The 22,259-nt window shown below is 37.0% G+C and carries 20 protein-coding genes and 1 tRNA gene; 2 read left to right on the top strand and 19 right to left on the bottom strand.

Translation table 11 applies throughout. The features are described from left to right. Nucleotides 1-420 precede the first annotated feature (420 nt). From eno to ACTXGU_RS19945, 6 genes are all read right to left on the bottom strand, one after another. Complete coding sequence (eno, locus tag ACTXGU_RS19920; protein ID WP_443483271.1) at nt 421-1,716, bottom strand: phosphopyruvate hydratase; 1,296 nt, start codon at nt 1,714-1,716, stop codon at nt 421-423. A 27-nt stretch (nt 1,717-1,743) separates the two neighbouring features. Further along, nucleotides 1,744-3,279, bottom strand: a complete 1,536-nt coding sequence (gpmI, locus tag ACTXGU_RS19925; protein WP_443483272.1) for a 2,3-bisphosphoglycerate-independent phosphoglycerate mutase — start codon at nt 3,277-3,279, stop codon at nt 1,744-1,746. Next, entirely contained in the window at nt 3,276-4,034 is a 759-nt protein-coding gene (gene tpiA / locus ACTXGU_RS19930) for a triose-phosphate isomerase (RefSeq protein WP_443483273.1), read from the bottom strand. Before tpiA ends, gpmI begins: the two co-directional genes overlap by 4 nt. A 31-nt stretch (nt 4,035-4,065) precedes the next feature. Further along, nucleotides 4,066-5,250: a phosphoglycerate kinase gene (locus ACTXGU_RS19935; RefSeq protein ID WP_443483274.1), complete on the bottom strand. Its 1,185-nt coding sequence runs from the start codon at nt 5,248-5,250 to the stop codon at nt 4,066-4,068. Between the two features lie 102 nt (nt 5,251-5,352). Further along, nucleotides 5,353-6,360 (bottom strand): type I glyceraldehyde-3-phosphate dehydrogenase, encoded by a 1,008-nt coding sequence (gene gap, locus ACTXGU_RS19940; protein ID WP_443483275.1) that lies wholly within the window; start codon nt 6,358-6,360, stop codon nt 5,353-5,355. Nucleotides 6,361-6,413: 53 nt separating this feature from the next. Beyond that, complete coding sequence (locus ACTXGU_RS19945) at nt 6,414-7,430, bottom strand: sugar-binding transcriptional regulator (RefSeq protein WP_443483276.1); 1,017 nt, start codon at nt 7,428-7,430, stop codon at nt 6,414-6,416. Between the two features lie 466 nt (nt 7,431-7,896). Here ACTXGU_RS19945 and ACTXGU_RS19950 point away from each other — a divergent pair, with 466 nt between their 5' ends. Further along, nucleotides 7,897-8,514: a LysE family translocator gene (locus ACTXGU_RS19950; RefSeq protein WP_443483277.1), complete on the top strand. Its 618-nt coding sequence runs from the start codon at nt 7,897-7,899 to the stop codon at nt 8,512-8,514. A gap of 287 nt (nt 8,515-8,801) precedes the next feature. Here ACTXGU_RS19950 and ACTXGU_RS19955 read toward each other — a convergent pair. Then, nucleotides 8,802-8,873, bottom strand: a tRNA-Arg gene (locus tag ACTXGU_RS19955). Nucleotides 8,874-9,199: 326 nt separating this feature from the next. On the opposite strand from ACTXGU_RS19955, the gene clpP reads away from it, so the two are divergent. After that, nucleotides 9,200-9,802: an ATP-dependent Clp endopeptidase proteolytic subunit ClpP gene (gene clpP, locus ACTXGU_RS19960; RefSeq protein WP_443483278.1), complete on the top strand. Its 603-nt coding sequence runs from the start codon at nt 9,200-9,202 to the stop codon at nt 9,800-9,802. A 292-nt stretch (nt 9,803-10,094) separates the two neighbouring features. Here the strand turns inward: clpP and whiA are convergent, their stop codons facing one another. From whiA to hisD, 12 genes are all read right to left on the bottom strand, one after another. After that, nucleotides 10,095-11,039, bottom strand: coding sequence for a DNA-binding protein WhiA (whiA, locus tag ACTXGU_RS19965; protein WP_443483279.1), 945 nt, complete (start codon nt 11,037-11,039; stop codon nt 10,095-10,097). Between the two features lie 394 nt (nt 11,040-11,433). Next, nucleotides 11,434-12,399 (bottom strand): gluconeogenesis factor YvcK family protein, encoded by a 966-nt coding sequence (locus ACTXGU_RS19970; RefSeq protein ID WP_443483280.1) that lies wholly within the window; start codon nt 12,397-12,399, stop codon nt 11,434-11,436. Between the two features lie 2 nt (nt 12,400-12,401). Continuing rightward, nucleotides 12,402-13,286: an RNase adapter RapZ gene (gene rapZ, locus ACTXGU_RS19975; protein WP_443483281.1), complete on the bottom strand. Its 885-nt coding sequence runs from the start codon at nt 13,284-13,286 to the stop codon at nt 12,402-12,404. Nucleotides 13,287-13,300: 14 nt separating this feature from the next. Next, the gene (locus tag ACTXGU_RS19980; RefSeq protein WP_443483282.1) at nt 13,301-13,759 is read right to left on the bottom strand and encodes an NUDIX hydrolase; all 459 of its coding nucleotides are present in this window, start codon (nt 13,757-13,759) and stop codon (nt 13,301-13,303) included. Between the two features lie 506 nt (nt 13,760-14,265). Next, on the bottom strand, nt 14,266-15,216 hold the full coding sequence (trxB, locus tag ACTXGU_RS19985) for a thioredoxin-disulfide reductase (RefSeq protein ID WP_443483283.1): 951 nt from the start codon (nt 15,214-15,216) through the stop codon (nt 14,266-14,268). A 407-nt stretch (nt 15,217-15,623) separates the two neighbouring features. Then, nucleotides 15,624-17,129: a tetratricopeptide repeat protein gene (locus ACTXGU_RS19990; protein WP_443483284.1), complete on the bottom strand. Its 1,506-nt coding sequence runs from the start codon at nt 17,127-17,129 to the stop codon at nt 15,624-15,626. A 396-nt stretch (nt 17,130-17,525) separates the two neighbouring features. Then, a complete protein-coding gene (hisIE, locus tag ACTXGU_RS19995; RefSeq protein WP_443483285.1) occupies nt 17,526-18,161 on the bottom strand; it encodes a bifunctional phosphoribosyl-AMP cyclohydrolase/phosphoribosyl-ATP diphosphatase HisIE in 636 nt (211 codons plus the stop codon). Beyond that, a complete protein-coding gene (gene hisF / locus ACTXGU_RS20000; RefSeq protein ID WP_443483286.1) occupies nt 18,158-18,916 on the bottom strand; it encodes an imidazole glycerol phosphate synthase subunit HisF in 759 nt (252 codons plus the stop codon). The genes hisIE and hisF overlap by 4 nt, the downstream gene beginning before the upstream one ends. Next, complete coding sequence (hisA, locus tag ACTXGU_RS20005) at nt 18,910-19,644, bottom strand: 1-(5-phosphoribosyl)-5-[(5-phosphoribosylamino)methylideneamino]imidazole-4-carboxamide isomerase (protein WP_443483287.1); 735 nt, start codon at nt 19,642-19,644, stop codon at nt 18,910-18,912. The genes hisF and hisA overlap by 7 nt, the downstream gene beginning before the upstream one ends. A 5-nt stretch (nt 19,645-19,649) precedes the next feature. After that, entirely contained in the window at nt 19,650-20,273 is a 624-nt protein-coding gene (gene hisH / locus ACTXGU_RS20010; RefSeq protein WP_443483288.1) for an imidazole glycerol phosphate synthase subunit HisH, read from the bottom strand. Nucleotide 20,274: 1 nt separating this feature from the next. Beyond that, nucleotides 20,275-20,862, bottom strand: a complete 588-nt coding sequence (hisB, locus tag ACTXGU_RS20015) for an imidazoleglycerol-phosphate dehydratase HisB (RefSeq protein WP_443483289.1) — start codon at nt 20,860-20,862, stop codon at nt 20,275-20,277. A gap of 103 nt (nt 20,863-20,965) precedes the next feature. Then, entirely contained in the window at nt 20,966-22,234 is a 1,269-nt protein-coding gene (hisD, locus tag ACTXGU_RS20020) for a histidinol dehydrogenase (RefSeq protein WP_443483290.1), read from the bottom strand. Between the last annotated feature and the right edge of the window lie 25 nt (nt 22,235-22,259).

Genomic DNA, 22,259 nt, shown 5'->3' on the forward strand with positions numbered 1-22,259 from the left:
CGTGAATACACTACGCTTTCCGCGGGCGAGCGCCGAGCCGCTTCGTCGCTACGCTCCTGCAGGGTCTCGTCTGTCTCGCTTTCCCGCAGGAGTCTTCGTGTATTCACGCTGCTCTGCGCTATAAATGTGGAGACTGCTTCTTTTCATGCGCCATGGTGCGAATTTTTATTAGCATGGGTGGCTCTGTTAAAACTTGCCCGTTGATTGCAGAGAGAGGCATTCGCTGCAATCAACAATGTATCAAAATCAACAATTCGCTTTAACACAGCCATTTTAAAAGAGATATTTTTAAAGCTTATAAATCATTCTTATTAGAGTTCTAAATAATTCTCCAAAATAAAACACCCCTATTAATGGCAATTGCTCACTCATTAATAGGGGTGTTAGGTAAAGTTTAAAAGAGATATCTTCTAACTTTTATTATTTTTTAAGGTTGTAGAAAGATTTTAAACCATCGTATACTGCTAAATCGCCAAGCTCGTCTTCGATGCGAAGAAGTTGGTTGTATTTAGCAATACGATCTGTACGTGATAATGAACCAGTTTTGATTTGGCCAGCGTTTGTAGCAACAGCGATGTCAGCGATTGTAGCATCTTCTGTTTCACCAGAACGGTGAGAAACTACTGCTGTGTAGCCAGCACGTTTAGCCATTTCGATTGCTTCGAAAGTTTCTGTTAAAGTACCGATTTGGTTAACTTTGATAAGGATTGAGTTAGCAATTCCTTTTTCGATACCTTCAGCTAATTTTTTAGTGTTTGTAACGAATAAATCATCACCAACTAATTGTACTTTAGAACCGATGCGGTCTGTTAATAATTTATGACCTTCCCAGTCGTTTTCATCTAATCCGTCTTCGATAGAGATGATTGGGAATTCATTTACTAATTCTTCATAGAAAGTTACTAATTCTTCAGAAGTTAAACCAGTACGGCCTTCTCCTGCAAGATCGTATTTACCAGTTTCTTTGTTGTAGAATTCAGAAGAAGCAACGTCCATTCCTAAGAATACGTCTTTACCAGGCTCATAGCCAGCTTTTTTGATTGCTTCGATGATTACTTCTAATGCTTCACGGTTAGAACCAAGGTTTGGAGCGAATCCACCTTCGTCACCTACAGCAGTGTTTAAACCTTTTGCAGATAAAACTGATTTTAGTGCATGGAATACTTCAGCACCAGTACGTAAAGCTTCTTTGAAAGTTGGAGCACCTACTGGCAAGATCATGAATTCTTGGAAATCCACGTTGTTGTCAGCATGTGAACCACCATTGATGATGTTCATCATTGGAGTTGGCAATTGTTTTGCATTGAAACCACCAAGGTAACGGTATAATGGCAGACCTACTACTTCAGAAGCAGCATGTGCAGCAGCCATAGATACACCAAGGATTGCGTTAGCACCTAATTTACCTTTATTTTCTGTTCCATCAAGTTCGATCATCGTTTTGTCGATGCCAGCTTGATCTGTAACGTCCATACCGATAACTGCTTCTGCAATTACTTCATTTACGTTTTCTACTGCTTTTAAAACACCTTTGCCTAGGTAACGAGATTTGTCACCATCGCGTAATTCTACTGCTTCGTATTCACCAGTTGAAGCACCTGATGGTACAAGTGCACGGCCGAAGAAACCTGATTCTGTTAATACTTCTACTTCTACTGTTGGGTTACCGCGGGAGTCTAATACTTCACGAGCATATACATGTTGGATGTATGGCATAATAATTCTCTCCTTTTTTTTAAAAAATTATTTTTTGATAATTGATGTTCCAGTCATTTCAGCTGGTTTTTCCAGCCCTAATAAATCTAACATAGTTGGAGCTAAATCTCCAAGAATTCCATCTGTACGCAATTCTGCACCTTTTTCTGTAACGATTACAGGAACAGGGTTTGTTGTATGAGCAGTCATTGGTTTACCATCTAAAGTTACTACTTCATCTGAATTACCATGGTCTGCTGTAATAATGGCTTTTCCGCCTTTTTGTTCAATCAAAGTGATAATTTTTCCTAAGCATTCATCTACTGTTTCAATTGCTTTAATCGTTGGTTCAAGCATTCCGGAGTGCCCAACCATATCAGGATTTGCAAAGTTCAGGATGATTGCATCAAAATTATCTGCTTCTATTTCTTTTAATAAAGCTTCTGTAACTTCGTTAGCACTCATTTCCGGTTTTAAATCGTATGTTGCAACTTTAGGAGAGTTGATCAAAATACGTTTTTCACCAGGAAATTCAGCTTCACGTCCACCACTCATAAAGAAGGTAACGTGTGGATATTTTTCCGTTTCCGCAATGCGAAGTTGCTTTAAACCATTTTGTGAAAGAACTTCCCCTAATGTATTATCAAGGTTTGTTGGCTTAAATGCCACATATCCTTTTACTGTTTCACTAAAGTGAGTTAAGCATACAAAGTAAAGGTTCTTCGGATGGTTTGCACCACGATCAAATGAACGGAAGTCTTCATTTGTAAATGTGTTTGAAATTTGAATCGCACGATCTGGACGGAAATTATAGAATATTACTGCATCTTCATCTTGAATCGTTGCAACTGGCTCTCCGTTTTCTTTTGTGATAACGGAAGGCAGTACAAATTCATCATAAATTTCGTTTTTGTAATTATCTTCTACAACGTCAAGAGGATTGGAGTAGCTAGGTCCTTCCCCATATACCATTGCACGATACGATTTCTCTACACGATCCCAGCGTTGGTCTCTATCCATAGAGTAGTAGCGGCCTGAAATTGTAGCAATTTCTCCGACACCGTATTCTTTGATTTTTTCTTGCGTTTCTTTAATGTATTTTTCTGCAGTCTTTTGACCGACGTCTCGGCCATCAAGAATACCATGAATATATACATTTTTTACGCCTTCTTCTTTTGCAAGACGAAGTAGAGCAAACATATGTTCAATATGACTGTGCACTCCACCGTCAGACAATAAACCAAAAAGGTGAAGGTTTTTGCCTTTTTCTTTTACGTGTTTAATTGCATTAACAAAGGTTTCATTTTTTTCAAAATCGCCTTCTCTTATTGCAACATTTACTCTTGTTAAACTTTGGTATACAATACGCCCTGCTCCAATATTTAAGTGACCTACTTCTGAGTTCCCCATTTGTCCCTCAGGAAGACCTACCTCTTCACCGCTAGCCACTAAAGTCGCATGTGGGTATTCGTTCCAATATTTATCAAAGTTAGGCTTATTAGCTTGAGCAACCGCATTACCCATACGTTCGCTTCTTAAAGCAAAACCGTCTAATATGATTAATGCTACTGGTGATTTACTCATGCTTTACCTTCCTCCAATAATTGTAGGAAGCTCTGAGCTTCTAAGCTTGCTCCACCAACTAAAGCTCCATCAATATCAGATTGAGCCATGTATTCTTTAATATTTTCAGGTTTCACGCTGCCGCCGTATTGAATGCGGATGCTTTCAGCAACTTCTGCAGAGAACTGTTCACTGATTACTTTACGAATATGTGCACATACTTCGTTTGCATCAGCAGATGTAGATGATTTTCCAGTTCCGATCGCCCAAATTGGCTCATATGCAACAACTGTAGCTTTTGCTTGCTCGTCTGTTAAACCTTGAAGAGCTTTTTGAACTTGAGTTGCAACGAAATCATTTGTTTCGCCGTTTTCTCTTTGCTCTAATGTTTCACCACAGCATACAATTGGTGTTAAACCATTTTCAAATGCTGCGATTGTTTTTTGGTTTACTGCTTCATCTGTTTCGTTAAAGAATTCGCGGCGCTCAGAATGTCCAAGCACTACATATTTTGCACCGATGTTTTCAAGTGCAACTGGGCTGATTTCACCAGTGAATGCACCATTTTTTTCAAAGTGCATATTTTGAGCACCAATCTTTACATCTGTGCCCTTTGTTAGTTCTACTAATTGTCCTAAGAATAACGCAGGTGAACAAACTACTGTATCTACGTTTTCACTTGAAGGAACAGAACCTTTAATTTCTTCAATAAATGCAACTGCTTCAGGAAGCGTTTTATTCATTTTCCAGTTTCCTGCAATAATAGGTTTACGCATGTGTTGTACATCCTTTCATGCAAATGATTGCTTATTTATCGTTTAAAGCTACTACACCTGGAAGTTCTTTGCCTTCCATAAACTCTAATGATGCTCCACCGCCAGTAGAAATATGACTCATTTTGTCTGCTAAATCAAATTTCTCTACTGCTGCTGCAGAATCTCCACCACCAATTACAGAGTATGTATCTTGGGATTCAGCAAGAGCCTCTGCTACTGCTTTTGTACCTTTTGCGAATGTATCCATTTCAAATACACCCATAGGTCCATTCCAAATAACTAATTTAGAGTTTTTAATAACGTCTGCATAAATAGCAGCTGTTTTAGGACCAATATCAAGTGCTTCCCAATCTGCAGGGATTTCTTCAATAGCTACCGCTTTGATGTTTGCACTTTCAGAGAAGTCATCTGCAACCGTTGCATCTACAGGCATATAGAAGTTAACGCCTTTTGCTTTTGCTTTTTCCATATATGATTTAGCAAGCTCGATTTTATCTTCTTCTAAAAGAGATTTTCCGATTTCATGGCCTAAAGCTTTTACAAATGTATAAGCTAATCCACCGCCAATAATCAAGTTATCTACTTTATCTAGAAGATTATCAATTACGCCGATTTTATCTTTAACTTTTGCTCCACCAATAATAGCAGTGAACGGACGCTCAGGATTTGATAATGCTTTGCCTAGAACGTCAAGTTCTTTTTCCATTAACAAACCAGATACTGCTGGAATATGGTGTGCAATTCCTTCTGTAGAAGCATGTGCACGGTGTGCTGCTCCAAATGCATCGTTTACAAAAACATCTGCAAGTTCTGCATAAGCTTTCGCTAATTCTGCATCGTTTTTCTCTTCGCCAGCATTAAAACGAACGTTTTCTAAAAGAAGAACATCGCCTTCAGTAAGCTTGCTGATTTCAGCTATTACAGCCTCGCCATAAGACTCATCTGTTTTCACTACTTTTTTACCTAATACTTCAGATAAACGAGTAGCAACAGGAGTTAAACGCAATTCTTCAACCACTTGGCCTTTTGGACGGCCTAAATGGCTTGCTAAAATCACGATTGCACCTTTTTCAACTAATTGGTTAATTGTAGGAATTGCAGCTTGAATTCTTGTTTCATCCGTAATTTGTTGATCTTTCATCGGTACGTTAAAATCAACACGGACAAATACTTTTTTGCCTTTTAAATCGATATCGCGGATTGTTTTCTTATTCACTTTAAAGACCCCCACTACATTTTTTTTAAAATAGCGGAAACAAGAAGTTTCCGCTGTTTGATTAAGGGTGTACAATCACTCTTATTTTAGTTAATACTAAAATTATTTAGCTAGTTGTGCGAAGTGTTTTACAGTTCTAACAAGTTGGTTAGTGTAAGACATTTCGTTATCGTACCAAGCAACTGTTTTAACAAGTTGTTTGTCGCCAACAGTTAATACTTTAGTTTGAGTTGCATCAAATAATGAACCGTAGCTGATTCCGATAATATCAGAAGAAACGATTTCATCTTCAGTGTAACCGAAAGATTCGTTAGCTGCTTCTTTCATTGCTGCATTAATTTGTTCAACAGTTACGTTTTCATCAAGAACAGTAACAAGTTCAGTTAATGAACCAGTTTTTACAGGAACACGTTGTGCAGCTCCATCAAGTTTACCTTGTAATTCAGGTAATACTAAACCGATTGCTTTAGCAGCACCAGTTGAGTTAGGAATAATGTTTTCAGCTGCTGCACGAGCACGGCGGAAATCACCTTTTGGATGTGGAGCATCTAAAGTATTTTGGTCACCAGTGTAAGCATGGATTGTAGTCATTAATCCTTCTACGATACCAAATTTGTTTTGTAAAACTTGTGCCATTGGAGCAAGACAGTTAGTAGTACAAGAAGCACCAGAAATAACTGTTTCAGATCCATCAAGAATTTCATGGTTTACGTTATAAACAACTGTTTTCATTTCGCCAGTTGCAGGTGCAGAGATAACAACGTTTTTAGCACCAGCAGTGATGTGAGCTTCTGCTTTTTCTTTTGAAGTAAAGAAACCAGTACATTCAAGAACTGTGTCTACTCCAAGCTCGCCCCATTTAAGGTCTGCAGGATTTCTTTCAGCAGTTGTTACTACTTTTTTACCGTTTACTAAGAAATAACCTTCGTGAACTTCTACTTCACCTTGGAAAGTACCTTGAGATGAATCATATTTTAAAAGATGTGCTAACATTTTAGTGTCAGTTAAATCATTGATTGCTACTACTTCTAATTCTGGGTTTTCGATAATTTTTCTAAACGCTAAGCGTCCGATACGTCCAAATCCGTTAATACCAACTTTTACTGTCATTATAATTTCCTCCTCTAAATTTTAAGGATATTTATATATAAAGGGAAATCCCGTTATATCAAGTTCTTCGCAGCACCTTCATCGGTAATTAATATTGTGGAAGGTGGTGCTTTTTTTAAGTATGCACTAATTGCTTTTGATTTTGAGGAACCGCCAGCAACAGCTATTACATTTGGTACGGCCGTTAAGTTCTCCAGTCGAATCCCAATCGTTTCTACTTTATAGACAACTTCTCCAGCTTCATTAAAATAGTATCCAAACGCTTCACCAACTGCTTTTGCTTCTTCAATTTTTTCCATATTACTAGCATTAGTATTTCGGCGTTGTGCCATTGTAACGGCTTCGCCAATTCCGTGTACTAACATATCCGCAGATTTTATCAGGTTAAGCACCTCGCTGATGTGAGGATCTTTTATAATGCTTTTATACATTTCTTTGCTTACCTCATCTGGAACATATAAAACACGATGCTTGCTTGCCGTATGATCTGCCATCATGGCGCAAATGGTATTCGCTTGATTTTTTACATCTTCACCAATACCTCCACGAGCAGGAACAAACAATAATTCACCATCTGCAACATCTGGGGTTAACATCTCGGCTACAGAAGCCATAGTGGTACCTCCAGTAACTGCGATGATATTATTTCCTCCGAGAAGCGATTTCATGCAATTTGCTGCAGCAAGACCTAGCTCTTTTTTTACCCACGGGGAATGATCACTGTCACCGGCAACAATAATTACTTTACTGACATTGAGTTTCTTATGTAGTAGCTTCTCCATTTCATTAATACCTGTTACTTCCCTCATTACATTAGAAAGACTTCTCAACGTTTCTTGTCCGATCGAAGTGAGTGACATCCCGATATTAGAGATGAAGATTAGTTTTTGCTCTTTTAAAAATTCTACTTCACTTCGCAGCACTCTTTCCGTCAGTCCTAAGCTTCCTGCTAAGCTTCTTCTGCCAACAGGCTGCATACTACTAATGTATTGAAGAATATAATATCTTTTTTGCATAACTGTAAGTAAATCAGGTAATAATCTTTTCTGAATCTCAATAAATGAATACATGTTGTTGCTCCTTCACTTACAGTGGTCGTTAAAAGTCCCGCATAGACAATTTATGTCCCAGAGGCTTCAAAAAAAATGCTTTCCTGCTACAAAATTATTCTAACACCAGTACTAAATGAATTCAACTTATATGAGCCTATTTTTTATGAATTTTGACGAAAAAGTGAAGTTTTTTTAGACATTTATATGTGAAAATATTCACCTAACGTTTTAGAATGATGTAGATGTGATTCTTATTCTTATTTTATGGTTAGTAAATAGTTATTTATAAAAAAATACTTACATTTTATCAATAGTTTTAATGTTATAGTGGAAGATACAGATTTTTTTAAATATATGAAAAAAACAGAGACTAGTAGATAAAAAAGCTCAAGGGATTTTAAAATAAGATGGACTATTTATATTCATAACGAAATTTAATTAAAAACAGGATATTCTACCAATCTTATTTATTTGGAGGTTAATCATGCCAATCGAATTGTGGGTTTCGTTTATCATTGCTTCTATATTAATAATATCTGCGCCTGGACCAGCAGTAACATTTCTTATTACTACAAGTATAAATGACGGAAAAAGAAATGCTTTATCTATTATTCCAGGAGTTTTTTTAGGAGATTTAGTTGCAATGATTTTATCTTTTGCTGGCGTAGGAGCAATCATAGTTTCCTCCCCTACTGCTTTTCTAACTTTAAAAATTATTGGTGCGCTTTATTTAATTTATTTAGGAGTTAAGATTTGGATTGAATCAAAAGGAAAATCAAAAAGATTAGACCATAACAATAATACACACGAACAAAAAAAGTCATTTATAAAGGGCTTTTGGATATCTGTTTTAAATCCTAAAAGCATTATATTTTTCGCCGCTTTTATCCCTCAATTTATCAGTAATGAATATTCATATATTCATCAAATAACAATACTAGGTGCAACATATTTGTTCATAGGTGTCCTAAATGATGTAGCTTATACAGTTTTGGCTCACAAAATTTCAAAATTTTTAAAAGAGAGAATAGTTATGTGGGTTATTCGAATTGGCGCATTGAATCTAATTATCACTGGTTTCATTTTAACATTTTTAAAATAAGGCTGTGTTAAAGCTAATTGTTGATTTTGATACTTTGTTGATTGGAACGGAAGGCGTGAGACTCCTGCGGGATTTGCGAGACAGGCGAGACCCTGCAGGAGCGTAGCGACGAAGCGGCTCGGCGCTCGCCTCGCGGAAAGCGTGTGGTAAGCCTCGGAAAACCGAACGAAAACCTCTGCATTGCTTGGAGTGAAAGCTTGGTTAGGGAAAATAAAATAAGAGTTTTTTGGAGTATCGGACAAAAAAATGAAAACCTCCAAAAAACCCTTATTTATCAATAGTTTTAGCGCCCTCGGAGGGAATCGAACCCCCATTTCAAGAACCGGAATCTTACGTGCTATCCGTTACACCACGAGGGCAAATTAAGATACTGTAAATAAACAAATCTACAAAAGTTTCGCTTTCATATTATATGCTAAGTTTTCTATTTATGCAAGGCAATTATTGTTTAAAAAAAGCCTTATTGGATATGATGGTATAGATAACATAATAGAAATTCATTAGAAATTCATTCGTTATTTAACCGGTGTCGAATGATTATTTACAACATCTAATAGTAATCGTTTGACCTTAATTGACCATCCGTGTATCATTAAGGTTACATACAGTATTGATCATATCATTACTGAAGAAACACATACTTAAAGACTCAAAAATGACTTTATCTTAAAAAGGAGGATTTGCAATGAATTTAATTCCTACAGTTATTGAGCAAACAAATAGAGGAGAACGTGCTTACGATATTTATTCTCGTCTATTAAAGGATCGTATTATTATGTTAGGAAGCGCAATTGATGATAATGTAGCAAATTCCATTGTATCTCAATTATTGTTTTTAGATGCAGAAAATCCAGAAAAAGATGTTTCCATCTACATCAATAGCCCTGGCGGAAGTATTACTGCGGGAATGGCAATCTATGATACAATGCAATTCATTAAACCAAAAGTGCAAACTATTTGCATCGGTATGGCTGCTTCAATGGGAGCTTTCTTACTTGCAGCAGGTGAAAAAGGAAAACGTTACTGCCTTCCAAACAGTGAAGTAATGATCCATCAGCCACTTGGTGGAGCTCAAGGTCAAGCAACAGAAATTGAAATTGCTGCAAAAAGAATTCTTTTCTTACGTGATAAGTTAAATGGCATCTTATCTGAGCGCACTGGTCAACCTATCGATGTTATTGCACGTGATACAGAACGTGATAACTTCATGACTGCTGATAGAGCAAAAGAATATGGTTTAGTAGATCATATCATTACACGTAATTCTTTAACGGATGACAAAAAATAAAACATTTTAAAACACCTCGCTTCTATGGCGAGGTGTTTCAGCGTGTAGACAAACCCACTTTTTGCAGAAACTTCAGGCTGATCGAAAACGTTTGTCTTTCGAGGCGTGAAGCCTTGGGAGGAGCGGCGACCAACAGGATGTTGGTCAGAACGACGTTGTCACAGGACGTGACGTACTTAGTCGTTCATCCTTTTGAGCATCCGAGTAAGGCGAACAACGAAGAAAGCGAGCGTTTGTCGATAACCTGAAACACCTCGTTTCTATAACGAGGTGTTTGTTTATATTATCAAATTCAGTTTACTTGCTCTCCTCGACGAAGGGCTTCTGCAATTTCATCTATCTTTCTTAAGCGATGGTTGATTCCAGACTTGCTGATATTTCCGGAAGATACCATTTCTCCTAATTCCTTTAATGTTACATCCTGATACGCTACTCTCAGTTCAGCAATTTCCCGTAATTTATCTGGAAGCACTTGTAATCCAACTGTCCTATCTATAAAACGGATATTTTCGACTTGTCTTAAAGCAGCTCCAATCGTCTTATTTAAGTTTGCTGTTTCACAATTTACAAGCCTATTGACGGAATTTCTCATATCACGTACTATCCGGATATCTTCAAAACGAAGCAAGGCCCCATGAGCGCCAATTATATTTAAAAACTCAGTAATCTTTTCTGCTTCTTTTAAATAGGTGATAAAGCCTTTTTTTCTCTCAAGAATTTTACTATTTAAACCGAATGAATTCATTAATTCACTAAGTGCCGTTATATGCTCTTTATACAAAGAGAATATTTCTAAATGATAAGAAGATGTTTCCGGGTTATTAACAGAGCCGCCTGCAAGAAATGCTCCTCGCAAATAGGATCGTTTACAACATTTTTTCTTGACAAGTTCTTTTGAAATTTCATGCGTAAACATAAATCCCTCAGTTAATATTTGAAGCTCTTCTAAAATTTCTTTTCCTTTTGTAGAAAGTCTTACAATATACACATTATTCTTTTTTAAGCGCATTTTCTTTCGAACGAGCAGTTCTACCGGTATGTCAAAATATTTTTTTATTAATGTATAAATTCTTCTAGCGATTGCTGCATTTTCTGTTTGAATGTTTACTACTAATTTTTGATTAGAAAATGATAAAGTGCCATTCATTTGAATAAGTGCAGATAGCTCTGCTTTTCCACAGCAATGTTTAACTTCAATTGTGGTTAATTCCTTTTTTGTCTCTGAAGCGAAAGACATTTCCTTCACCTCCAATCAGAAAAGCGCAGGCCGCCTTGCTCAGCCCCGAAGAAAAATGTTCTCTTGACTCAAAAAGTACTCTTTACTTTTAGAGTCAAGAGGTTATATTTCACAGGGGCTAGGCGCCGGAGCTAGACATCCATTTAACTTCAAAAACTTTATACTTTCTTACTTTGTAAGAAAAGCGCAGGCGCCTTGGTCCACTCCGATAAGCAAAAGATGAGCTGAGATAGAGTTGTATTTAACTACCATCTCAGCTTAGCTTTTGACCTCGGATAATATTACTTTGTGATTACACGACTTTTAGACCTATTATCCAACTGCCTCTTCCCTAGTATCCTAATGTAGTAAACATTATATACCCAAAAATATGGTTTGATATATTCGTTTAGCTTTAAGCCTGTTCATTGATTAAGGAGTACAGTATCTTCGCTACTTCTACAGTGTTATGGCGAATCACACCATCTTCCAAGCTTATGATATCTCCTGCAATGACTTTTAATTCCAGTTTTTCTAACCTATCTGTATCAAAGTTTACCGGTTTCGCTTTTTCCTCATTGTATCTTTCTTGTATATTGTCCGGAATATTTTCTCTATTTACAAGTATCGTATCAATAAACGGCTGTTTCATATGTTCATAGATAGCCTTTACATGATCACTTGCCGTATAGTCCAATGTTTCGCCTGCTTGTGTCATTATATTGCATATATACACTTTTTTAGCAGAAGCCTTAAGGATTTCTTCTCCTATTCTTGGTACGATCAAGTTCGGTAAAATACTTGTATATAAACTGCCTGGACCAATTACAATTAAATCTGCATGACGAATGGCCTGAAGCGCTTCTGGTAAAGGGGTAGAATTTTTCGGTTCTAAATAAACTTCTTTTATCTTCTTTTCACTTTGAGGAATGCTCGATTCTCCTGTTACGACTGAACCATCTTCCATTAAAGCTTTTAGAACTACACTATGATTTGTCGCGGGTAATACTTTTCCCCTTACATTTAACACTTTACTCATTTCTTGAATGGCATACGTAAAATTTCCGGTTATTGATGTCATTGCGGCAATAATTAAATTTCCTAATGAATGACCAGAAAGTTCCTTGCTATTAGAAAAACGGTGCTGAAACATCTCCTCAATTAACGGCTCTACATCAGACATTGCAGCTAATACATTTCGAATGTCTCCTGGAGCAGGAATATCAAGATCGTCTCTTAATCTGCCAGAGCTTCCTCCATCATCAGCGACTGTTACAATTGCTGTAATGTCAACAGGATATTTTTTTAAGCCTCTTAGTAAAACGGATAGACCGGTACCTCCACCGATGATTACTATTCTTGGCTGCTCGCTTTCACTCATGTTTACAGGTCCTTTCTCCTCTTCATATCACGATGAGTAAATTCTACATGATACTCTTTTTCGAAATGGCGTCCAATGTATTCCGATAAAGCAACAGAACGATGCTGCCCACCTGTGCATCCGATTGCGACAACAAGCTGGGATTTCCCTTCTCTTTTATATTGGGGAAGCATAAAAGTTAATAAATCGATTACTTTTTCAAGAAATTGATTTGTTTCTGTCCACTTTAATACATAACCAGATACATCGGCATCCAGGCCGGTTTTTGGTCTCATATGTTCAACGTAATGAGGATTTGGTAAAAAACGCACATCAAATACTAAGTCTGCATCAATAGGAATGCCATGCTTAAACCCGAAACTCATCACATTTACTGTGAAGATTGTTTTTTTATTTGTAGCGAACTCTGTTAAAATTTTTTCCCGCAATTCTCTTGGTGAGCTTTGTGATGTATTGTAAATAACCTGTGCCCGACCTTTTAATTCTTCTAATAGTTCCCTCTCCATTTTAATCCCTTCAAGAGGAAGTCCTGAAGGTGCAAGAGGGTGAGATCTTCTTGTTTCTTTATATCGTCTAACTAATGTACTGTCTTCTGCATCTAAAAATAATATTCGAGGAGTTGCCCAGGATTTTGCCAAGTTATCTAGTGCACTAAATAAATGTTCGAAGAATTCTCTTCCCCTTAAATCCATTACCAACGCTACTTTATTCATCTTATTCTCAGATTCCTTTATAAGTTCAAGAAACTTTGGTAAAAGAGTTGGAGGTAAATTATCTACACAGAAAAAACCTAAATCTTCAAAGCTTTGAACGGCAACCGTTTTTCCTGCACCCGACATTCCTGTAATAATGACAAATTGTGTCTCATTCACCGCACTCATGTTCATTCCCCCTATTAAGTTCAGCTTGGATCAAGACGGTAGCTAATTAATTCAAAATCTGGCGTGTACGTAAAGGTTCCGTAAATAAGTCCGTTACCATGAACCATATAATCTAATATATGATAATCACCCTCGGCCATTGGCAGATTTCGTATCTCATTTAGATCATGCCATACAATTTTTCCTTCTTCCGATTCATCTACATGTATTCCATCAGAGTCGGTTGAAAAAAAGGTGAACATCATCCATTCCGATATTATTTTATCGCCATCTTTTATAATAAAGGTAAAAATCCCTTTAATATTTGGATTTCGTAAATAGATGCCTGTTTCTTCTCTAAATTCACGAATACATGAGTCTCTTACTGATTCTCCTGGTTCCATTTTCCCTCCAGGAGCTACCCACCAACCTCTTCTTGGTTTTTGTAAAAGCAATACTTTATTCCCTTTAAGCAACAAACAATTCGTCACACGCTGCATGATAAATCACCTCAATTATTTTGTAGAATACTTATGTAAAAACGCAGTAATTTATTGTTATTATTATACTATTATTAAGAAACACCCACAATAAAATGCGCTTTGGAATTCAAAAAGCCTAAACAAAGCGCTGGTCGATTTAAGACGCAAAAAATGCAAATCGACTAACTACGCAAGGTTGATTAACTCGCATCTTCGAGCATGTTAAGACATCGGCACTAGAACATTCTTAAGTCAAAGCTTAATAAAAAAGCAGAGCATCTGCATAACGAAGTATACTCGCCCCTTGATTTACACGTCTTAAAAATATTCAAATTGAGCATAAAAAAAAGAGGGTGCCCTAATAAAGGTTCACAGTACCAGCTACAATGGCAGTCTGACCTTTCTTTAGAGCATCCTCGGAAAAGATATATATCTTAAAAGGGGGTCAATTTCTATTATAATTATACGCGAAATATATTTCACTATTGTTACAGTAAAATTAAAAGGTTTTAACACTTTTATTATTACGCTTTTTGTTTTAAAGACTCCATCAGCTCTTCTACATAATGTTGTGCACTTTGGGCTGCAATACTTCCATCCCCTGTTGCTGTTACAATTTGGCGAAGAGTTTTCTCACGAATATCTCCAGCAGCAAAAATTCCTGGAACTTTCGTTTCCATACTCTCATTGGTTTCAATATAGCCATTTTCATTCGTAATACCTAAAGCTTCAAAAGGTTTCGATAAAGGCACCATTCCGATATAAATAAACACTCCGTCTGCTTCTAATTCTTGTTCTGTATTGTCAACAGTAGAAACAAGTGTTACACTGCCAACTTTGCCGTCTTTTTCGTTAATTTCTTTCACTGTATGATTCCAGATAAAATCGACTTTGTCATTATCAAAAGCTCTCTGCTGTAAGATTTTTTGTGCACGAAGCTCTTCACGACGATGAACAATCGTAACTTGTGAGGCAAAACGTGTTAAATACACACCTTCTTCAACAGCAGAATCTCCGCCGCCAATGACAAATAATCGTTTATTTTTAAAGAAAGCGCCATCACATACTGCACAATAGGAAACACCACGGCCTCCAAGTTCTTTTTCACCTGGCACACCAACCTTTTTATACTCTGCACCTGTTGAAAGAATAACAGCTCTTGCTTTATACTCTTTTGAGCCAGCTTTTACTGTTTTGTATTCTGTTCCGTCCACTATTTCTTTAATGTCACCATATGCATATTCTGCGCCGAATTTCTTCGCGTGATTAAACATTTTATTCGACAAATCTGGTCCTAAAATACTTTCAAATCCAGGGAAATTTTCGACATCTTCCGTATTGGCCATTTGACCTCCTGGGATACCCCTTTCGATCATTAAGGTAGATAAATTAGCACGAGATGTATAAACAGCGGCTGTCATTCCCGCAGGTCCAGCACCTATAATTATAACGTCATAAATTTTTTCTTCTGTCACAACAATCAACTCCTTTTTCAAAATAACAACTAACCTCTATTGTTTTACTATTAAAAACTGCTTATACCTATACGTTTTCATGTAAATGTTAAGCTGTTTTATTTTGCATTTATAGTATGACCATCTACTTCTATCCTATATAACAAGGTGATAATAGTCCAAAAATCTGCTCATTAAAAAACAGCAGAAGGTTTTTATTTTAAGCTGTTTTCATATAGATTGTTGCTTTTAAACTCGCAGCCTGAATACACTTCGCTTTCCGTGGGCGAGCGTCGAGCCTCCTCGTCGCATACGCTCCTGTGGGGTCTCGTCTTTCTCGCATTCCCACAGGAGTTTACGTGTATTCAGTCTGCTGAGTTTTACGTAAAAAACAACAAACTTTGAGAAAACAGCATTATTTAAGCGTATTAACTTAAATGTTGTTTAATTAGTTTGATGTATCTTTGCAAAGTTGATGGTGATAAGCCGTATGAATCAGCTGTTTCTTGTTGTGATATTTTTTCATCTCTGTATTTATGCCATATATAATCCATCGCTGCTGCCCAAGCGCTGCTATTTTTCATTGTTACCCCCGCTTTATGAAGTTCAATAAAGACAGAAAACCACATTAAATATAAGCCCGCTTCAACGGTTCCTATTGGCTGGTGTTTTTTATACATCATTTCAGCCGTGCTATGCGCACTTAATAATAGTGGATCTTCTATTTTATATCCTGTTTTAACAAAGGAAAGATACTGTACCTCTAATGGGGAAAGAACCTGATTTTCCTGTATGTTTTTTGCTGAAAGGATTTTTTCTTTATAGGAAGAAATACTTGTTAAAAACAAAGCAAATAATCTTTCTTCTAAATGATTGCTTTCCAATCTTTTTATAATAGACGTAAGATTATCTTCAAAACCATTTACTTTATCTTCACGTTTATTCCAAGGTTCATATCCTTTTTTCTCTGGATTTTCTGCCACTACTTTTTCCCATAATATTGCGGCAAGATTTTCCCTGCCTGTATAGTAGGCTGCATACGAAAACCAATAATAAAAAGAAGCGTCTCCAGCAAATCCTTGTTTATGAAGTTTTTTTAACCAAAAGAAAGCTGAACCATATTCCCCTACTAAAGCAAATGTAGTTCCAAGCTTAAATTGATGATCAGTTGATATCGGTTTAATTTTTTGCAGTATGTCGGTTAATTGTTTAACATTTGACTGCTCATTTTCATAGTATGCAAATACCAATTTATTGCATAGTGCATGTAAATTCCCTACATTTTTTTCGAAAACTTCATCAAGAATGTTGTTTGCTTTTTCTACTTCCCCTAAGTAAAAATAAGCTAATGCGAGGTTATTATACGCAGACCAATATTCAGGATAATCTTGAATAACTTTCGTTAACATCTCAACCGCTTTTGGGAAATGTCCAGATTCAAGCAATTGTCTCGCTTCTTCTTGCCTGTTAATCAAGTCATCTTCCTCATATGGTTCTTCTTCATGAAGTTCATCTGTTTCTAATGTCAACACTTCTAATAAATCCTCTGTTTCTTCAACAAATTCTCCATTTTTATCTAATTTTAAATATAGGTTTGCGTGATAATAAGCATCCTTAAAAAATCCTAAATGGGCATAATTATTTGCAAGGAAATAATAACATTCCACCATTTCTTCATCTAGTTCTTCCAGGACAAGATGAAGAAGCTTATTTGATTTTTGATATTCTCCAATATCTGCATATAGAATAGCTAGCTGGCAAACAATCATTGGTTCCCCCGGCTCTAATTGCATCGCTCTTTGCAAATATTTTAATGATTTATAATAATCTTTACGATGATATGCTTTAATACCTTTTGAAAAATAATATTCGCCAGTAGGATTAAATGTAATAAGTTGACCCATCGGTTTTACTATTTTTGAGTTTTTATTCATAAAATCCTCCATCTATATATTGCAGTTCCCCTTACTTAAGAAACTTACTGTAAATAGTTCAACTAATGTAGTATAACATATGTTAAAGCTTTCAGAGAAGACTCATTGATGGAAGTTTCAACTCTATTTAATCCTTTATTATAATGGTTCCGGGATTTTTCGTATAGATTGTTGCTTTTAAACGCGCAGCTTGCATACACTTCGTCCGTTTAGCGAGCGTCGAGCCTCCTCGTTTTTCTCGCATTCCCAAAGGAGTCTACGTGTATGCAGGCTGCTAAAACGCTTTTCCAAATATATTATGTAAAAAACAACAAACTTTGAGAAAACAGCCTAAACAAAAAAGGACCTCCTATAAGTCGGATGATGAATGACTTATAGGACAGCCCCCTAAAATGCTTATTTTTCTTTATGACGAGTTTCTAATACGTTTAAAATTTCTGCAAACGGCAAGTTTTGCTCTCTTAATAAAACGAATAGATGATACAATAAATCAGCCGCTTCCCATTTTAACTCTTCTGTATCTCGGTTTTTAGCGGCAATAATAACCTCAGCGGCTTCTTCTCCCACTTTTTTGAGAATTTTATCGACGCCTTTTTCAAATAAATACGTTGTATAGGCACCTTCTGGGCGATTTTGTTCTCTTTCTTTTATCACCTGTTCAAGATTATGTAAGATTTGATAATTGGAAACTTCGAAGTCCGATGTAAGTTTATTTTGATAGATACTTTCTGTAAAACAACTTGTTGTACCGTTATGACAAGCTGGTCCTGCTGGACTTACAAACACAACTAATGCATCTTTATCACAGTCAAATTTCATTTCGACAATTTTCTGTGTATTTCCACTAGTTACCCCTTTATGCCAAAGTTCCTGTCTTGATCTACTATAAAACCATGTTTCACCTGAATCTAAAGATTTTAACAACGATTCTTTATTCATATAAGCTAATGTTAATACTTCTTTTGTGTTAACATCTTGCACGATAGCCGGGATCAACCCTTTTTCGTCAAATGCCAAGTCTTCGATATTCATCTAACAAGCACTCCTCTTTCTTTCAGAAATTCCTTCACTTCATGCACCGAAGTTTCTTTATAGTGGAAAATGGACGCAGCAAGCGCAGCATCTGCTTTTCCTTCTTGAAAAACCGTTTGAAAATGCTCGGCATTTCCTGCTCCCCCAGAAGCAATAACAGGTACAGTAACTGCTTCACTAACCGCTTTTGTTAAAGCTAAGTCAAACCCTTTTTTCTCTCCATCTGAATCCATGCTTGTTAAGAGAATTTCTCCTGCTCCAAGCTCTACTACTTCTTTCGCCCACGAGATAACATCCTTATCAACCGCGTTTCTGCCTCCATGCGTATAAACACGCCATGTGCCTAACTCTTGATCAAATTTTGCGTCAATTGCTACGACTATACATTGCGATCCGAAGAAGTTTGCTCCTTCCGTAATGAGTCCAGGGTTGGTAACAGCTGCTGTGTTTAAAGACACTTTATCTGCACCTGCACGCAAAATTCTTTTCATATCCTCTAAAGAATTGATTCCACCACCAACTGTAAAAGGAATCGCAAGCTCTGAGGCAACCTCTTTTACTACTTCTACCATTGTTTTTCTGCCTTCATGTGATGCTGATATATCAAGGAACACTAATTCATCTGCACCTTGTTCATCATAAAATCTGGCTAGTTCCACCGGATCACCAGCATCTCTTAACTGAACAAATTGAACTCCTTTAACAACTCGTCCATCTTTGACATCTAAACATGGAATAATCCTGCTTGTTAACATGAAACATTCACCCCTAATGCTTCCTGTACAGAAAAACGACCCTCATACAACGCCTTTCCAACAATAGCGCCACGAACACCCACATCGCTTGCTTCTTTTAATATTTTCAAATCGTTCAGATTGCTTACTCCACCTGAAGCAATCACTTCTTTTCCAGTCTCTATTGCCATTTCTTTAACTGCCTCTACATTTGGACCACTAAGCATGCCATCTGTTGCTATATCAGTAAAAATAAACGTTTCAGCACCAGCGTCAGCAAATCTTTTTCCAAGATCGACAGCACGGCTTTCTGATGTCGTGATCCAACCATGTGTTGCTACATAGCCGTTTTTTGCATCAATGCCCACTGCTATTTTATTTCCATATTTACGGATCATTTCGATTGCAAAGTCAGGATTAGATACAGCAATACTTCCAATGATGACACGAGTAATCCCATTATCTAAATAATGGACGATATCGTTTTCTGTACGAATGCCTCCACCGATTTGTACATTAACGCCTAATTTCTGGGCAGCATCAATAACAAAAGCATCATTTACTCTTTTCCCATCTTTTGCACCATCAAGGTCAACCATATGTATCCAATTAGCCCCTTGATCTGCAAAGCTTTTTGCCATTGCAAAAGGAGAATCTCCATAAACGGTTTCCTGATCATAATCTCCTTGCAGCAGGCGAACACATTTACCGCCGCGCATATCAATTGCAGGATATATTGTAAAACTCATTTTTTTCATCCTTTCTTCATAAGCTTTGTGAAGTTATTTAATAATTGCATTCCTAACTTACTACTTTTTTCAGGATGAAATTGCATCCCATAAACATTTTCTTTGCCGACAACTGCAGGTACTTCTTTATCATACGTACTTTTTGCAATGATTACTTCTTCCTTTGTTGCTGCATAATACGAATGAACAAAATAAGCATAATCATCTTGAATATTTTCTGTTAAGGCACATGTTTCGTTAAAGGCTAATAAATTCCAGCCCATATGCGGTACTTTATACGAATTTCCTTCTTCTGTCACTCCTGGAAAACGAATCACTTTCCCTGGCAATAGTTTCAATCCTTCTGTTTGTCCATGTTCTTCACTTTCTTCAAAAAGAAGCTGCATGCCAAGACAAATGCCAAGCAATGGACGTCCGCTTGCAACATACTCGTGAATCATTTCTGTTAATCCAGATTCATTTAGACGAGTCATCGCATCTTTAAATGCCCCAACTCCTGGTAGAATTAACGCGTCTGCTTGCATAAGCTTTTCCTTATCTTCAGAAATAAAATATGGAACATCTAATCTCTCAAGGGCTTTACTTACACTAAATAAATTCCCCATTCCGTAATCAATAATGCCTAGCATCTTACAGCATTCCTTTCGTAGAAGGTACCCCTTTTATTCTTGGATCAATAGTTGTTGCTTCATCAAGAGCTCGAGCTAATGCTTTAAAAATCGCTTCTATCATGTGATGCGTATTTTGTCCGTAATGAAGGATTACATGTAAATTCATTCTTGCTTCCAACGCTAGCTTCCATAAAAATTCATGGACTAATTCTGTATCAAATGTACCTACCTTTTGGCTTGGAAATTCTGCACGGAACTCCAAATGCGGACGGTTGCTTAAATCAACGACTACTTGTGCTAATGTTTCATCCATTGGCACAAAACTGTTTCCGTATCTTTTTATGCCTTTTTTATCACCAACGGCGTCTTTAAGAGCCTGTCCAAGGCAAATACCAATATCTTCTGTTGTATGATGGTCATCTACTTCGATATCCCCAGTTGCTTGAACTGTTAAATTGAACTGACCGTGCTTTGTAAACAGATCAAGCATATGATTCATAAAAGGTACACCAGTATCAATTTCTGCTACACCTTCTCCATCTACATTAAAAGATAATTGAATATTTGTTTCACCAGTTTTTCTGCTAATTGCAGCCGTTCTTCCCATGATAATCCCTCCAAAAACTTCAAACTAATCTAATCAGGCTGTCGACAAATTTCTTCAATCAACCTGAAGTTTCTGCTAAAACCACTTTGTCTACATTTTGAATCTAATTCTTGTTTCTTGACTCTATTGCTCTTGCATGTGCTTCTAAGCCTTCAAGACGTGCAAATGCCGCTATTTTCCCCGCATTTTCGTCATATGCTTGTTTACTGTAATAAATAACACTGGATTTTTTCTGATAATCGTCTACATTCAACGGGCTCGAAAACCTTGCAGTACCATTTGTCGGCAATACGTGATTAGTTCCGGCAAAATAATCTCCAACAGGTTCTGAGCTGTATCTCCCTACAAAAATGGCACCTGCGTGGCGAATAGTTCCTAATAGTTCAAATGGATTTTCCGTTATTATTTCCAAATGCTCAGGAGCAAGTGTATTAATCGTATCAACAGCATCGTCCATTGTTTCTGTTATAATAATTAATCCAAAATCTTCAATAGATTGTTGCGCAATCTCTTTTCGCGGCAATGTACTTAACTGCTCCTCTACTTCTAACGCAACCTGTTCTGCAAGCTTTGCAGATGTTGTAACAAGGACCGAACTTGCTCTTGTATCATGTTCTGCCTGTGATAACAGATCTGCTGCCACTTCATTTGCATGTGCAGTATCATCTGCAAGTATTGCAATCTCACTTGGACCTGCGATCATATCAATATCCACATCTCCGAATACTTCCCTTTTGGCAAGGGCAACAAAGATATTTCCAGGGCCGACAATTTTATCTACCTCTTTAATAGATTCCGTTCCATATGCCAAAGCTGCAACCGCTTGAGCGCCGCCAACTTTATAAATTTCCTTTACACCTGCAACTGATGCTGCTACTAATACCGCACTTGGAAGCTTTCCATCTTCATTTGGCGGAGAAACCATCACGATTCGTTTTACACCAGCAACATGAGCTGGAATAACATTCATCAGCACAGAAGAAGGATACGCTGCCGTTCCTCCTGGTACATAAACGCCGACCGAATCTAAAGGCGTAACCTGCTGCCCTAAAATGGAACCATTCTCTTTTGTTACCATCCAAGAAGGCTTCAACTGATTTGTATGATAACTGCGAATATTTTCTGCTGCTTCTTTTATAATCGAAACCATTTCATCATCTACATCGTTAAACGCAGCTTCCATTTCTTCTGCGGATACAAGAAACTGTGTAATATTCGCTCGGTCAAACTTTTCTGTATATTCTTTTAATGCTGCATCTCCATTGGTTCTTACATTTTCAATAATTTGTTTAACAATTGTTCTTTGTTCTTCTGTTCCTGAATCTACAGAACGTTTTATGAAGATTCCCTCTCCACCATTTACTATTTTCATATGGCGACTCCCCTTAAACTTTTCC

Origin of the sequence: Niallia sp. 01092 (genome assembly GCF_052318935.1) — a bacterium.
In the GTDB taxonomy this organism is placed as follows: domain Bacteria; phylum Bacillota; class Bacilli; order Bacillales; family Cytobacillaceae; genus Niallia.